Source organism: Campylobacter sp. CS_NA3, assembly GCF_027797495.1.
GTDB lineage: Bacteria > Campylobacterota > Campylobacteria > Campylobacterales > Campylobacteraceae > Campylobacter_B.
In genome coordinates this window covers 271,807-286,696 of record NZ_CP115609.1, presented here as the reverse complement: position 1 = coordinate 286,696, position 14,890 = coordinate 271,807, and the positions used below count along the sequence as shown (strand labels likewise).

Genomic DNA, 14,890 nt, shown 5'->3' with positions numbered 1-14,890 from the left:
AATTTATGCCCTATAATCCCTTTATAATGCGACATTTATCGATTTATTTTATGTTGCTTGCTTGTTTTCATTTTGCGACTTTGGGGGCGCTTTCGAAAATTTTAAGCGAGCAAATGACTAGCGTTGAAATCGTATTTTTTCGCAATCTAATCGGTCTAATCATCATCTTAATCGCACTAAATAAAGATAGAAATTTCGGTCACGGCGGAAAGCCTGTTTTGCTTATTTTTCGTGGCGTTATCGGCTCGGTTGGGCTTTTGCTATTTTTCTACAATGTCGCTCATATCGATCTTGGCACGGCTTTTACATTTCAAAAAACTTCGCCGATTTATATCGCGCTATTTTCATATTTTTTGCTTAAAGAAAGACTAAGTCTGCTTGGTTGGAGCGCGATTATACTCGGATTTATCGGCATTGCGTTAGTGGTTCAGCCAAATATCGGTATTACAGCAAACGATCTCATCGGCATTGGCGGGGGAATTTGCATGGGTATGGCGCTAACAAGTGTGCGAGAGCTTCGCAAATACTATTCTGCAAATATGATAATTTTATCGTTTATGTTTTTTGGCGTTTTGACGATGAGTGTTTTACTTGTTTTGGGCGAATTTGGCATTGGCGAGTTTAAATTTGTATTTCCAAACCTTTTTGGCTGGGTTTTGATTGCTCTTGTGGGACTTGGCGGGTATTATTATCAAGTTTATCTCACAAAAGCCTACGCTGCGACTAAAAAAGCAGGAATTCCGGCTGCCATTAGCTATATGGATATTATTTTTAGTATGATTTTGGGGCTACTTCTTGGCGATGCGTTGCCAAATAATGTCGCGCTTTTGGGCATTGCGACGATTATTTTTAGCGGACTTTTAATCGCAAAAGAGAAATAATGAAATTTTTTCCACAAAAACGCACCAAATTTAACCCTTTTTTCTTAACGCATTTGTGCGTTTATTTCTCGCTAATGGCGGCATTTTATAACTCGCTCATCGGTGTTATTAGCAAACTTTTAAGCTCTGAAATGAGTAGTTTTGAAATCGTATTTTTTCGTAACTTTTTTGGGCTAATCATCGTTATTTGGGTGCTTTTTAAACAAAAAGATTGCAACTTTTTTAGCGGCGGACATTTGGGTTTTCTCATTTTTCGTGGCGTTATCGGGCTTTGTGGTATGAGTGCATTTTTTTACAATATCGCAAATACCGATCTTGGAACTGCTTTTTCGCTTTATAAAACTGCACCTGTTTGGACGGCGTTAATAGCAGCCTATTTTTTCGGCGAAAAATTAAGCAATCTTGCGTGGTTTGCGATAATCTTAGGCTTTGTCGGCTTTGCGATGATAGTCCAACCACAATTTGGCATAAAAACCACCGACATCGTCGGTATCGTGGGCGGTTTGTGCAGTGGTTTAGCGCTAGTTAGTGTCCATGAACTGCGAAAATATTACTCGGCAAACACAATCGTGCTTTCATATATGCTAAGCGGTAGCGTTATAATGGGGCTTGTGCTTTTACTTGGCGAATTTGATATAACGCCCGTTAAATTCGTCTTTCCAAGCGCCAAAGGTTGGCTTTATATGGGCTTAATCGCCGTTGGAGGATATTTGTTTCAACTTTATCTTACAAAATCCTACGCCGCCACAAGAAAAGCTGGGATCCCGGCTGCCATAGGCTATACCGAGATTTTATTTAGCTTAGTTCTTGGACTTCTTTTGGGCGATAAACTGCCAAATTTGCTAGGACTTTGTGGAATTTGCGTTATCATTATAAGTGGAATTTTAATCGCAAAAGAGAAATAAATTTTAAAAAATTTTCATTTTATATAAAATTTGTTATAATCAACATTTTTAAAGGAAATTCGTGAAAAAAATCATCTTAATCGGTCGCCCAAATGTCGGCAAAAGTTCGCTTTTTAATCGCTTGGCAAATTCTCGCATTGCCATTACTAGCGAAGTTGCAGGCACTACGCGCGATACAAACAAAACGCAAGTTGAAATTTTTGATAGAAACGCCGTTTTAATCGACAGCGGTGGGCTAGATAACACAACCGAGCTTTTTGCCAAAGTGCAAGAAAAAACGCTCGGGGAAGCTAAAAACGCCGATATTATCGTATTTATGGTCGATGGCAAATTTATGCCTGATACCAAAGATAGGCAAATTTTTTACTCACTTTTAAAGCTAGATAAGCCAACAGCCCTTGTCATAAATAAAATCGACGGCAAAAAAGATGAAGAGCGAAGCTGGGAATTTAACGAATTTGGAAGCCAAAGTTTTAACATTTCAGTTAGCCATAACAGCGGCATTGACGAGCTAAAAAGCTGGATTTATAAATTTTTAGATGATGAGCTAAAAAGCGACGATGACGAAAGTTTTGATGATTTTTTAGAAAATTTAGACGACAACGGCGAATTTATAAAAGAAAAAAATCTAAGCGAAGAAGATTTTGAAAATAAACCTATAAAAGTCGGTATCATAGGGCGTGTAAATGTCGGTAAATCAAGCCTTTTAAACGCTCTTGTCAAAGAAAATCGCTCAGTGGTTAGTAGCGTGGCAGGAACGACGATAGATCCTGTAAATGAAAGCTTTGTTTATGAAGATAGAATTTTTGAGTTCGTCGATACAGCCGGAATTCGCAAACGCGGTAAAATCGAAGGAATAGAAAAATTCGCGCTTAATCGCACGGAGAAAATTTTAGAAAATTCAGACATTGCGCTTTTGGTTTTAGATAGTTCTGATCCGTTTAGCGAACTTGATGAACGCATAGCGGGTCTTGCTTCAAAATTCGAACTTGGCGTGATTATCGTGCTAAATAAATGGGACAAAAGCGAAGAAGATTTTGATAAACTAGCTTTTCAAATCAGAGATAGATTTAAATTTCTTGCTTATGCGCCGATTATCAGCGTTTCGGCTACCGGCGGAAAGCGAATTCACAAAATTTATCCGCTTATTTTAGAAGTTTATAAAAATTTCACGCAAAAAATTCAGACTTCAAAGCTAAACGAAGCTATCGCCGAAGCGACAAAAGCCCACCCATTGCCACACGAAAAGGGCAAGGTCGTAAAAATTTACTACGCCGTGCAGTTTGGCTTTGCGCCGCCAAAAATCGCGCTCATTATGAACCGCCCAAAAGCGCTTCATTTTAGCTATAAAAGATATTTGGCAAATCAGCTAAGAGAGCGATTTGACCTGCTTGGCACACCGCTTGTGTTACTACCTAGACCTAGGGGAGAAAATTCGGAAAATGAAGAAAAATAATTTTATACTAATCGGCTTTATGGGCGTTGGCAAAGGCACGGTTGCAAGGGCGTTAGCCAAAAAAACAGGGCTTTTTTGCATAGATTGTGATGATTTAATCGAAAGTTATGCGAACAAAAAAATAAAGCAAATTTTTGCCGACGACGGCGAAAGCGAATTTCGCAAAATAGAGAAAAAACTGGCCAAATTTTTAGAAAAAAATGTCCAAAACGCCATAATCTCAACAGGCGGTGGTTTTTTTGCCGTTAAAAATTTAAATAAAATCGGCACGGTAATTTACCTAAAATCAAGCTTTGAAGCGATTTATGAAAGAATTTCAAAAAGCGAAAATTCACAGAAAAAAATCGCAAAAAGACCGCTTTTAAAAGATTTAGACAAAGCAAAATCTCTTCACGCCCAGCGAGATGAAAAATACGCTAAAAAGGCTGATTTTATCGTGGAAGTAGAAAATTTAAGCGCCGAACAAATCGTTAAAAAAATTCAAAAAATCATAAAAAAAGAGAGTAAAAAATGAGAACACTAACAGGACTTCAACCATCGGGCAAACTGCATTTAGGCAACTATTTTGCAAGTATCAAACAAATGGTAGATGCGCAAAATGCAGGAGAAGAGCTTTTTATGTTTATCGCAAACTACCATGCGATGACATCTGTCGGAGACGGCGAAAAACTGCGAAATTCGACCTACGAAGCAGCTGCTGCATTTTTATCGCTTGGGATTGACCCAAATAAAAGCACATTTTGGGTGCAAAGCGATGTGAAGGAAGTTTTGGAGCTTTACTGGATTTTAAGCGGATACACGCCAATGGGGCTGTTAGAGCGCGCTCATGCTTATAAAGACAAGGTCGCAAAGGGCTTTGAAACGAAGCACGATTTGTTTTCTTATCCGGTGCTAATGGCGGCTGATATTTTGCTATACTCTGCAAATGTCGTTCCTGTGGGAAAAGATCAAATTCAGCATGTCGAAATCGCGCGTGATATTGCGATTAAATTCAATAACGCTTTTGGCGAAATTTTAACGCTTCCGCAAGCAAGAGTTAATGAAAATGTCGCCGTAGTCCCCGGCACTGACGGCGCAAAAATGAGTAAAAGCTACGGAAATACCGTTGATATTTTTAGCTCTCCAAAAGAGCTTAAAAAGCAAATCGGCTCGATCGTAACGACTTCTGAGCCACTTGAAGCCCCAAAAGAGTGGAAATCTTGCAATGTTTATAATATCGCAAAACTTTTCTTAGACGAAAACGGGCAAAAAGCCTTGCAAGAGCGATACGAAAAGGGCGGCGAAGGTCATGGACACTTTAAAATGTATCTAAATGAGCTTGTTAGCGAATATTTCAAAGAAGCAAGAGAAAAATTTGAATACTACATGGCGCACAAGGGCGAGTTGGACGAAATTTTGGCTCTTGGCGCAAATAAAGCTAAGGCTCACGCCGTAAATTTAATGGATAAAATTCGCAACGCCACGGGGATTTATAGGTAAATCGCAAATTTGCACTTTCTTATTTTTTGAATTTGCAAATTTAGTGCCACTTTGTCATCGCCAAAGGTTAAATTTGCAATGACAAAGTAAAACGAAAGATAAAAATTTGCACTTAATTTATTGAATTCATAGTCCAAATTCGCTAAAATCAAGTGATAAATCAAAAAAGAAAGGGTAAAAAATGCAAACCGTGAGTATCCAAACAAATAATACTTCTATGATACAGGCTATACAAGCTATGGTAGCTAAGCTTGACCCAAATGCCGTTATGATGACTTACGATGAACCGAGCGATTTAGGCAATGAAGATAGTGCAAAACTACTTGAACTTATCGAAAAAGATGACAAAGGCGAACTTAAATTTCATACACAAGATGAAATAATAGAATACACCAATGAGATTTTGCGAAAATTTGGTGCAAATATATGAAAATAGTCCATAGTGAGAATTTTAAAATCGAACTTGGCAAAATAATCGTTTTCATCGCAAACGATAGCGTAAATAGAGCACTTGAATTTAGAAACGAGTTATTAGAAAAAATAAATAAAATTTCCGATATGCCTTATGCCTATGTCAAAAATACACAAGCAAATAACGAAAATGTTAGAAATTTGATTTTTAAAGGTTATACGATAGTTTTTCGTATCACAAAAGAACAAATCAAAATTTTGGGAATTTTCAAAAACAACAAACACAAATTTTCTGCTTCATAACACCATAAGGTTAGCGTTTTGCCGACCCTTTTATATTTTGCTTACAAAATTTTAATATTTTTCAAAATTTACAGATTTCACACAAAGGACAAAAAAGTGTCCAATAAATTTCATATAATCTTTTCAAATTTACATTGAAAGGACAAAATATGAGACGACAAACTGCAAATCAAGATGTGTTATCACAAGAGATACATGAAAAGATAAAACTTTGGATTTTGCGAATTTTAGATAAAATCAACAGATATAAAATCCTTTCAAAAACCGATTACCATGATTATAAAGAAGATATAAATAATAGATTGAATTTGCAAAAATCAAATTTAGATGAAATTGATAAGAATTTTTTGCAAGAAATGCTAAAAAAATACGAAAGAAAGCGTATCAAAACATATGAAATTTTAAGCATTAACCTTGATATGGTTTGCAAGACTTTTGGTTTTGGAAAAACAGAGCGAGATATACTTGAATTTGCCATACTAGTAAATGTTTTCAACGAAAATATCGAAGAATTTTTAAGAACAGAGTATATAGGCGGAATTGCAACTCCTGTAAATTTACCTTTTTTACTTGAAAAAATTTTAAATTTAGACACAAACGAAGTCAGCAAAGCACTTTTAAAACTAACACAAAGTTTTATTCTAAATATTGATTATAGAGAACTTTGCGACACATTTGAGTTTCAAGATAAAGAATTTCCTATGGCAATGTTAAAAAGCATTAGTGCCATAGAAAAGCTTTTTGAAAATGTCTTCCAAAAGTGCAGTTGCAGTGAGCTTACTTTTGATGATTTTAGTTACCTTAAAATCGACACAACTCTTTTGACGCAATATATCTCAAAAAATCTGCAAGGGACAAATATATTGATATACGGCGCCCCGGGAACCGGCAAAACGGAATTTGCAAAAGTCCTAGCAGAGACTTTAAACAAAAGCCTATACGAGATTGATTATGGGGAAAAATCAAGGCGTTATAATGGTCGGAATTCGGTAAAAGGCGATGATAGATTTAGACTGCTAAGACTAGCTGATAATATCCTAAAATCTAGCAACGCTTTGATAATGTTTGATGAAGTCGAAGATATATTTAACGAAAAAGATATTTCAAAAGCTATGATAAATCGCACACTAGAAAGCAACGCTGTGCCTACGATTTGGATAAGCAATAATATACACAACATAGATAGCGCCTATATAAGGCGATTTGATATGGTTTTTGAATTTATTATTCCGCCAAAACACAAGAGATTTGAATTTATCAAACGATACTCGGATAACCAAATCAGCGACAAAATGGCTAAAAAACTATCCAAAATAAATCTCATCTCGCCAGGTCTCATCTCAAAAGCCACAAAAGTGATTTTAAACTCAAATCCAGCCGATAAAGACAACGCATTTAAAAATAATATTTTTTGCAACCTAAAAGCACAATACAGCATTGATTTTGATAAAAAGAAAAAGAAAAAGAAAAAAGACGAGATAAAATTGCCACAAATTTATGAACTAGAATACATAAACGCAGGGCTAAATTTGCAAAATTTAACTAAGGGCATACAGGCAAATCCAAATGCACGAATTTGCATATATGGACCGGCAGGAACTGGCAAGAGTGCTTTTGCTAAATTTTTGGCAAAAAAGCTAGATAAAAAACTCATCATCAAAAAAGGAAGCGACTTGCTAAATGCCTATGTTGGGGGAACTGAGCAAAATATCGCTATGGCATTTAGTGAAGCCAAAAAACAAAAAGCGGTGCTTGTTTTTGACGAAGTCGATACATTTTTGCAAGATAGAAGCGTGGCACAAAGAAGCTGGGAAATCTCGCAAACAAACGAAATGCTAACGCAAATGGAGAATTTCGACGGCATTTTCATCGCCACGACAAATTTTATGGGTAGCCTTGATGAAGCCTGTATTAGGCGATTTGATATGAAAATCAAATTTGATTTTATGGTTAGTAAAATGGCGTTAGCTCTTTTTGAAAAAGAGTGCGAAAATTTGAATTTAAAATTTAGCGAAACTGCAAAAAATACAATCTTAACTACGCCGTATCTTACGCCGGGAGATTTCGCTGCTGTTTTGCGAACGCACAAATTCTCGCCATTTGCCGATGCGAACGATTTTGCGACAAGACTTCAAAACGAAGTTTCGTATAAAAAAGTCCAAAAGGCAAACGCCAAAAAAATCGGGCTTGTTTAGTAAAACTCAAATTCACAAAAAAAGAAAAGGAGTAAAGATGAAAAATTTGGCAAAAGTTGAAAAATATAACGAATACGGCTTATTGATAAATTATAATCCCGTGTTTGTGCAATGAAATGGTAGTTTTAAAAGAACAGATAGCAAGGTTTGAGAATTTTATTGAAATCGTTTTTTTTGGTAAAATAACGGAATTTTGTGAAAGGATTAGTAGTAATTAACATGGAAGAAATAATATTGGAAACAAAATTAATCGGAAATATTAGCGGAGAGTTTTTTGTAGCCGATTATCAAAGGGGTTATCGCTGGAATGAAGAAGTTGAAAGACTTTTAAACGATATTTCTGAGATTGAAGATGGAAAGAATTATTGTTTGCAACCGATTGTTATTAAAAATGTCGGCGATAAATTCGAATTAATCGACGGACAGCAACGGCTTACAACTTTGTATTTAATACAAAAATTTACAAAAATTTATCGCCCAAAGATACAGATAAAATATACAATTTCCTATGAAACAAGAAAAGATAGCAAAAATTTTCTTGAGAATTTGGATTTTGATAATATAAATGACAATCCTAAAAATATTGACGAGTATTTTATTAATGAAGCCGCAAAGACTATAAAAACATGGTTTGAAAAATTTAACAATGAAACAGAAACTAAATATACCAGCGATGATGACGCTGCAAATGATATTCAGACCAAATTAAATAATAAAGTCCATGTCATCTGGTATGAAGCCAACTCTTGCGAAAATTCTATGCAACTTTTTACTCGTTTGAATATTGGAAAAATTCCACTTACCAATGCAGAACTTGTAAAGGCGTTGTTTTTAAGCAGAAAGAGTGGTATTGATGATACAAAACAGCTTGAAATTGCAACCGAATGGGACATTATCGAAAAAGAGCTTCGAAATGATAATTTTTGGTATTTTATAACAAACGAAAATGCTAAAAATTATGCTACGAGAATAGAACTTGTTTTTAATCTTATGGCAAATAAAACGCTAGGAGATAAAGAAAGATTTAGGACATTTTTTTATTTCAATGACAAAATAAAAGCTAAAAAAAATAAATCAGATGTATGGCAAGAAATCTTGCGTTATTATCAAAAATTAAAAGAATGGTATGAAAATTTTGAAGTTTATCATAAGGTTGGCTATCTTATTGCAACTCAAACAATTTCATTGCAAGAGTTACTCAATGAATCGTCAAATAAAACAAAATCAGATTTTCAACAATCATTAGATGAAAAAATTGCTAAAAGTGTCAATTTTGATAAAGATTATTTGGAATTATCCTATGAGAATAAGAGAGATTGCTCTTATATAGAGCGATTACTCTTATTGTTTAATGTAGAAACTATACGGCAAAAGGGGGATGAGTTTATGAGATTTCCTTTTGAGAGACACAAAAAAGAGAAATGGAGTTTAGAGCATATCCACGCTCAGCACTCAGTGGGTTTAAATACAAATGAAGCCAGAAAAGAGTGGCTTGTGGATCACAAGAAATCTTTACTTGATATTAAATATGAAAATTCGGATGATTTAATAGAACGCATTAATGATTTGATTGCAAAGATAGATAAAGATGATAAATCAAATATAGGCGAGATTTTTGATAACATTTTTAGTAAAATTATATCTGCTTTATCAGAAAAAGACGAGAAGAATGAGCTTCATACACTAAATAATATGGCTTTGCTCTCTGCAAAAGATAATGCGGTGCTCAATAATTCCGCGTTTGATGTAAAGCGAAATAAAATAATCGACATGGATAAGAGAGGCGATTATATTCCTGTTTGCACTAGGCGAGTTTTCTTGAAATACTACACGCAATCTAGCGAAAATCAACTTCACTTTTGGGGTAAAGCTGACAGAAAAGCATATATTGAAAATATGAATGATGTTTTGAAACCATATTTTTTAATAAATAAAAAGGAAATTGAATTATGATACCAGAATTATATACTTTTAAGAATTTAATCGGTTCTAGTTTTCCAATAAGCGGGGAAAAGTCAGTAACAATAGAGGATATTATAATTCCTCGTATTCAGAGAGATTACGCACAAGGGCGAATTTCCGAGAACAAGGTTCGTGAGCGTTTTCTAACAGCCCTACATGAAGCTATCCAAAATAAAAAAGCCATTACGCTTGATTTTGTTTATGGCGATATCGAAAATGGAAAACTTACATTATTAGACGGACAGCAACGGCTTACAACGCTTTTTTTGCTTCATTGGTATGCAGCCAAAAAAGAGCGTATCGAAAAAAGCAAATATAGTTTTTTGAACCATTTTTCCTATGACACAAGATTTAGTTCAAGGGGTTTTTGCAAGGCGATAATAGAAAATGAAATTTCGTTTAACTCAGAAGAAATCTCTGCTGAAATAAAAAATCAAGCTTGGTATCCGTTTGAGTGGAAAAATGATCCCACAATACAAAGTATGCTAGTTATGATTGATGCGATAAATAAGAAATTTTCTGATATTGAAAATTTATGGCAAGCACTTACCGAAGAAAGTCTTATTTCATTTTATTTTTTACCATTAGAAAAAATGGGATTAAGCGATGAATTATATATAAAAATGAATTCTCGCGGCAAACCCTTGACGGATTTTGAGCATTTTAAAGCTGAATTATTGGAAATTATAAAAGAGCAAGACGAGAATTTATATAAAGAATTTAGCAAAAAAATTGATATTGATTGGACAGATATGCTCTTTCCTTATCGCGGAGAAAATCAAATTATAGACGATGAATTTATGAGATATTTCAAATTCATAAGCCGTATTATTTGTTATCAACAATATATTAAACCGATTGAAGATGATGAATTTGAATTGGCAAAACAACTTTATTCAAAAGAAAATAAAAACTCTATTTCAAATTTAAAATTTTTAGAATCGGCATTTGACTGTTGGTGCGGGCTTAATATTTCTGAATTTTTTGACTCGATATTTTATACAGATTCTTATGAAGTCGGAAAAACGAAATTATTTTTAAAAGAAAATGAAGCAAGAAATTTATTTTTAAATTGTTGTAATCATCATGGAGAACTTGCAAATAACGGTAGAAATCGCTTATTTCCTTTGAATAGTATGCTATTATTTTATGGGGTGTTATTATATAGATTAAATAAGAATTCTATTACAGAAGAAGAATTTAAGCGGAGGATTAGAATTATTCGAAATCTTACAGAGAATTCTGGGGATGAAATTCGCGAATACGACCAACAAAGCAACAATCAAATGCAACGATTGTTAAACGATGTATCCGAGATTATCATTAATGGCAATATTGTGACAGAAGACAGGGGTTTTAATCTCTTACAAAAAAAAGAAGAAAAAGCAAAATTTGAGTGGCTAAATGAAAATAAACAATTTGAAGAAGAACTTTTTAGACTAGAAGATTACAATCTGCTAAAAGGGACGATTTCTATCGTTGGATTAAATTCTCCAAATAATTTCTTGAAATTCAGAATTTTATTTGATAACTGCGATAAGGATTTAATAAATAAGGCTATGCTTTGCATTGGTGATTATTCTCAAAATCTTGGTTTAAGAACCCAACTTGGAGTAAAGTCAAAAAATTCCGTTTGGGAAGACTTGTTTCATCCGACAAAGCAAAGAAATGAAAACAATCGATTTCAAAATACATCAAATATTTTAAATGAGTTGCTTTCAAAATTGCCAGAAAATACTTTTGAGTTTCAGCCATTTTTGGAAAAATTCGTTTCGGAATATTTGGATAATCCCAATACTCAAAAGGATTGGCGATACTATTTCGTCAAATATCCACAAATGCGTTATGATACTCATGGAATGTATTGGTGGGAAAATAAAGATAAACAACCTTATGAAATATTTATAATGCACACACGGGAGAGACTTAATGGAAAAAACTGGAAAGCTTTTGAATATGCGCTTTGGCAATTACATCAAGAAGAATTTGAGCTTGACGATTATGCTTACTCTGGCGATAATCTAAAAGTAAAAGATAAAAATATATATATTAAAATTTTCAACGATAAATTTATGATTAATGAAGAAGAATTTAAAATTTTTCAAGATGAAAAGGGAGTAGATTTAGAGAATAGAGTAGAAAAAATATATACTGAATTTAATAAATTTATCAATACAAATTCGCAATATGATTAAAATTTTATCTTAGGTGCAAAATTTACTAAAAAATTTGGCTTGAAAATTCAAGCCAAATTTAGCTTAATATCAAAAACCAACATAGCAATATTTTGCAATACAATATATAATATCAAAAAATTTATCCACGCTAGACAAAAAAATGTCTATTTTAAATGATAAAATTTGATAATTTTTCAAAGCCACATAAGGATAAAGATATGCTAAATTTAGACAAATTTCCGCTAGAAATCGGTGCTTTACAAAGAAAGCAAGGTTCAAATACATTTTTAAATGATGGTCGTGGGATGGTTTGCCATATCTATCCGCAAGAGAACAAAATTAGTTTTGCTCTTGTCAGACCACCAGCTGCTCATCTTGGCTCATTTATTGTCAAAGATGAAGAAGAAGCTATAAAAATAATCAAGGATTTCAAAGTTGGCGATAAAAAAATGTCTGATTATTCGCCATACAATAATGATTTGGACGAAAGAATATCAGATTTAGAACGCTACATGGTATTTTTAGAAAACACAATAGACGATTTACGGAAGGGCGAGTCAGTTTTTGAGAGACGAAAACTATCAAATTTAGAAGACAAAATAGTAACTTTAAAAAACGCAATAATTGATTTAGAACACAGGCTAGACAACCTAAACGATAGACTTGAAGCTGGTTATTTGTGATAATCGCGAGATAAGCAAAGTTTGCAAAGCTAACTTATCTCGCCTAGATACCCCGCGATTTCCGCCTTTATCTCATCATTTAGCCACGCAGGTTCGATGACTTTTATGTGTGGCAAAAAATAATAAATCAGCGGTTTTATCTCCATTATGTTGCTAAATTCGCACTCAATTTCAATCGAGCCGTCGTTGTTACGGCACATAATATCGCCTTTGATATATTTTTTTCGCTCGAAATATTTCGCTACGATAGGCATTATCAAAAGCCTTGCAGTGTGTGAATTTTCTAGCTCAAACCAAACAGAATTTGCCGATTCTAGCCGTTTTTCAAATTTATCAGGGATTTTAAATTTTTCATTTGTAACTTCGACATTTTTTATATCTTTGAAATAAAATCGCTTAAATTTATCCCCTGCGTGGCAATCCAGCAAAAGCAAATACCAAAATCCTTCAAAAAGTGCGATTTTTAGGGGCTTTATTTCAAATTTATGCTTCTTGTAATCGCATTTTATGATATTTTTATTTGCAATAGCTTGTTGTATGATTTCAAAATTTTTTAGCATAGCTTCATCGGGTTCTTCGCTACCTAAAAAGGCAAAAAACGGCTGATTTAACTGCATTGAAAGCTGTTTTAAAAGTGGATGAGTTTTGGCATAAAAATTTGAACCTATCCCTTTGGCTATGTTATCCAATATATTTAAAAGCACTCTCTCATCGCCGTTTAAGCCGTCTTGTATCATACTTTTATCAAGTTCCCAGTGGTTTTTATTTTTTTTAACTCCGTTTGTTTGCAAAATTTTCATATCTCTTGTGACAGTTTTTGGAGTAACGCCAAACATATCTGCTAACTCTTTTGTGCTAAATGAACCGCTTTTAAGCAATTCAAAAATATTGTTTATTCTATTTATTTTATTGTTCTCTTTTTTATCTATATTTAATGGCATAATATCTCCCTAACAAAGCTCTTTTAGCTTTTTAAATATCTCAACCATAGCTAGCGTATCAAGTTTGCAGTATTTTAGCAAATTTTCTCTAATCTTTTGACTTTGGGAGCTATCTTTCAAATTTATGATATTTGCATATTCGCTACTTGCCGTGCCGCCGTTTTGAATTTCTAGTTCTTTATAGCTTAAATTTTTATCGTTTGGAAATAGTGCCGGTAAAACGCTTTTTATAGAAAAACTTCCGTGAAAATTTTCATCATAATACCCAAGTTCTCTAAACGGAACAATCAAATCCAAAAACCTTTCATTTATCAAATTTAGCTCATTTTCAAATTCTGCAAAAAGCCGTGATAACTCTTTTATTCTTGCCTTTTCAAACGACATATTATAGGCGATGATACTACCTTTGTTTGTTATATCGTTTAGCATCTGCTTTACCAAATTTTCTCTTGGGTCATCTATGCCGTTGCCTAAAAATTCTTTGTGTTCTAAAATGCCGTTTTCATGCAAGATATGAAGCGAGTATTGAAACGGAATTTGCATATATGGGCATTGATGATCAAATCTAGGAACCGCATCCATAAATGTTTCAAAATCAAAAAAATTTACGGGATATTTTACTTGTGAAATAAAATTCCTTATAACAGCCTTGTCGATATGTGGCTCGTTTTTGACAGAAATTTGAAGTTTTTGCGTGGCTGTTAATTTCAAATCACTATTTGAAATATCATCATAAGTGATAACTCCGTCGTGGTATAGCTTATAGGCTTGTTTTTTATTAAATCTATACAAATTTAAAATTGACGGCGTAACGCAATCTTTAAAACAATATTCTGAAAAATTGCACTCATAAGGCTCAAAACATTGCGTTCCAAATAAAATTTGCGGTTCTTCATTTTTTAACATATTTTCTAAATTTGCTAAATTTTCGCTTACAAAAGGCTGTTTTTGGATAACTGCTTCGGTAATATCTGCAACGCAAAAAAGCTCTTGCAAATTTAACTTTCCTATCTTTTCATAGGCGTTGTTTATATGAATTATACAAGCTTTTGTAAGCGGCAAAATAGAACTTATACAATACCACTGAACGCTTAAATCATCGATATAATAATCTTTCACGCTAGTGCTTGATTTTACTTCATAAATTTCGTATCCGTCGTCTTTTTTTACCAAAATATCAGCCATTGCAAAAATGCCGTTTTTGATAAATGTGGCTTCGTAGATGATTTTTGTGTCGTTTTGCAAAAGCTCATTTGTCTTTTTTGTCATCGAACCAAAATCGCTTGGATTAAATTCTATCTCAACTCCGCCGTCAAAGAGCTTTTGTGCTAGTTTTCCGACATCCGTGCCCGTTTGAAATCTCTCATCATCTTGCATTTGATTTTGTAGTTGTGGTTTAAATTTGTATAACCAAAGCGATTTTTGACACTGCAAACCTCGGATATATTGGGATTTTGATAACATTTTTCTGCCTTTTATTTTTTTGAAATTATAACA

General features: G+C 33.7%; 13 protein-coding genes. 11 read left to right on the top strand and 2 right to left on the bottom strand.

Annotated elements, in window-relative coordinates:
• The first annotated feature begins 5 nt into the window (after positions 1-5).
• The 11 genes from PF026_RS01495 (at position 6) to PF026_RS01445 (ending at position 12,452) form a co-directional block, all read left to right on the top strand.
• Positions 6-881 carry a DMT family transporter gene (locus tag PF026_RS01495; protein ID WP_270863267.1) on the top strand — a complete coding sequence of 292 codons (876 nt, stop codon included), beginning with the start codon at positions 6-8 and terminating at the stop codon, positions 879-881.
• On the top strand, positions 881-1,786 hold the full coding sequence (locus tag PF026_RS01490) for a DMT family transporter (RefSeq protein ID WP_270863266.1): 906 nt from the start codon (positions 881-883) through the stop codon (positions 1,784-1,786). The genes PF026_RS01495 and PF026_RS01490 overlap by 1 nt, the downstream gene beginning before the upstream one ends.
• 61 nt (positions 1,787-1,847) lie before the next feature.
• The gene (gene der, locus PF026_RS01485) at positions 1,848-3,242 is read left to right on the top strand and encodes a ribosome biogenesis GTPase Der (RefSeq protein ID WP_270863265.1); all 1,395 of its coding nucleotides are present in this window, start codon (positions 1,848-1,850) and stop codon (positions 3,240-3,242) included.
• Positions 3,229-3,756 (top strand): shikimate kinase, encoded by a 528-nt coding sequence (locus PF026_RS01480; protein WP_270863264.1) that lies wholly within the window; start codon positions 3,229-3,231, stop codon positions 3,754-3,756. The genes der and PF026_RS01480 overlap by 14 nt, the downstream gene beginning before the upstream one ends.
• Positions 3,753-4,721 (top strand): tryptophan--tRNA ligase, encoded by a 969-nt coding sequence (trpS, locus tag PF026_RS01475; protein WP_270863263.1) that lies wholly within the window; start codon positions 3,753-3,755, stop codon positions 4,719-4,721. The genes PF026_RS01480 and trpS overlap by 4 nt, the downstream gene beginning before the upstream one ends.
• Positions 4,722-4,902: 181 nt before the next feature.
• Positions 4,903-5,151: a hypothetical protein gene (locus tag PF026_RS01470; protein WP_270863262.1), complete on the top strand. Its 249-nt coding sequence runs from the start codon at positions 4,903-4,905 to the stop codon at positions 5,149-5,151.
• Positions 5,148-5,435 carry a type II toxin-antitoxin system RelE/ParE family toxin gene (locus PF026_RS01465; protein WP_270863261.1) on the top strand — a complete coding sequence of 96 codons (288 nt, stop codon included), beginning with the start codon at positions 5,148-5,150 and terminating at the stop codon, positions 5,433-5,435. Before PF026_RS01470 ends, PF026_RS01465 begins: the two co-directional genes overlap by 4 nt.
• Positions 5,436-5,584: 149 nt before the next feature.
• On the top strand, positions 5,585-7,630 hold the full coding sequence (locus tag PF026_RS01460) for an AAA family ATPase (RefSeq protein ID WP_270863260.1): 2,046 nt from the start codon (positions 5,585-5,587) through the stop codon (positions 7,628-7,630).
• 195 nt (positions 7,631-7,825) lie between these two features.
• On the top strand, positions 7,826-9,583 hold the full coding sequence (locus tag PF026_RS01455; RefSeq protein WP_270863259.1) for a DUF262 domain-containing protein: 1,758 nt from the start codon (positions 7,826-7,828) through the stop codon (positions 9,581-9,583).
• On the top strand, positions 9,580-11,787 hold the full coding sequence (locus PF026_RS01450) for a DUF262 domain-containing protein (RefSeq protein WP_270863258.1): 2,208 nt from the start codon (positions 9,580-9,582) through the stop codon (positions 11,785-11,787). Before PF026_RS01455 ends, PF026_RS01450 begins: the two co-directional genes overlap by 4 nt.
• A 200-nt stretch (positions 11,788-11,987) precedes the next feature.
• Positions 11,988-12,452 (top strand): hypothetical protein, encoded by a 465-nt coding sequence (locus PF026_RS01445; RefSeq protein ID WP_270863257.1) that lies wholly within the window; start codon positions 11,988-11,990, stop codon positions 12,450-12,452.
• 29 nt (positions 12,453-12,481) lie between these two features.
• Here the strand turns inward: PF026_RS01445 and PF026_RS01440 are convergent, their stop codons facing one another.
• Both PF026_RS01440 and PF026_RS01435 read right to left on the bottom strand, forming a co-directional pair.
• Complete coding sequence (locus PF026_RS01440) at positions 12,482-13,393, bottom strand: helix-turn-helix transcriptional regulator (protein ID WP_270863256.1); 912 nt, start codon at positions 13,391-13,393, stop codon at positions 12,482-12,484.
• 9 nt (positions 13,394-13,402) lie between these two features.
• On the bottom strand, positions 13,403-14,857 hold the full coding sequence (locus PF026_RS01435) for a DUF2779 domain-containing protein (RefSeq protein WP_270863255.1): 1,455 nt from the start codon (positions 14,855-14,857) through the stop codon (positions 13,403-13,405).
• Between the last annotated feature and the right edge of the window lie 33 nt (positions 14,858-14,890).

What these genes read in the sequence shown, in the direction of transcription:
- PF026_RS01495 (WP_270863267.1), top strand. Translation starts at nt 6, where the DNA reads ATGCCCTATAATCCCTTTATAATGCGACATTTATCGATTTATTTTATG.
- PF026_RS01490 (WP_270863266.1), top strand. Translation starts at nt 881, where the DNA reads ATGAAATTTTTTCCACAAAAACGCACCAAATTTAACCCTTTTTTCTTA.
- PF026_RS01480 (WP_270863264.1), top strand. Translation starts at nt 3,229, where the DNA reads ATGAAGAAAAATAATTTTATACTAATCGGCTTTATGGGCGTTGGCAAA.
- trpS (WP_270863263.1), top strand. Translation starts at nt 3,753, where the DNA reads ATGAGAACACTAACAGGACTTCAACCATCGGGCAAACTGCATTTAGGC.
- PF026_RS01470 (WP_270863262.1), top strand. Translation starts at nt 4,903, where the DNA reads ATGCAAACCGTGAGTATCCAAACAAATAATACTTCTATGATACAGGCT.
- PF026_RS01465 (WP_270863261.1), top strand. Translation starts at nt 5,148, where the DNA reads ATGAAAATAGTCCATAGTGAGAATTTTAAAATCGAACTTGGCAAAATA.
- PF026_RS01460 (WP_270863260.1), top strand. Translation starts at nt 5,585, where the DNA reads ATGAGACGACAAACTGCAAATCAAGATGTGTTATCACAAGAGATACAT.
- PF026_RS01450 (WP_270863258.1), top strand. Translation starts at nt 9,580, where the DNA reads ATGATACCAGAATTATATACTTTTAAGAATTTAATCGGTTCTAGTTTT.
- PF026_RS01445 (WP_270863257.1), top strand. Translation starts at nt 11,988, where the DNA reads ATGCTAAATTTAGACAAATTTCCGCTAGAAATCGGTGCTTTACAAAGA.
- PF026_RS01440 (WP_270863256.1), bottom strand. Translation starts at nt 13,393, where the DNA reads ATGCCATTAAATATAGATAAAAAAGAGAACAATAAAATAAATAGAATA.
- PF026_RS01435 (WP_270863255.1), bottom strand. Translation starts at nt 14,857, where the DNA reads ATGTTATCAAAATCCCAATATATCCGAGGTTTGCAGTGTCAAAAATCG.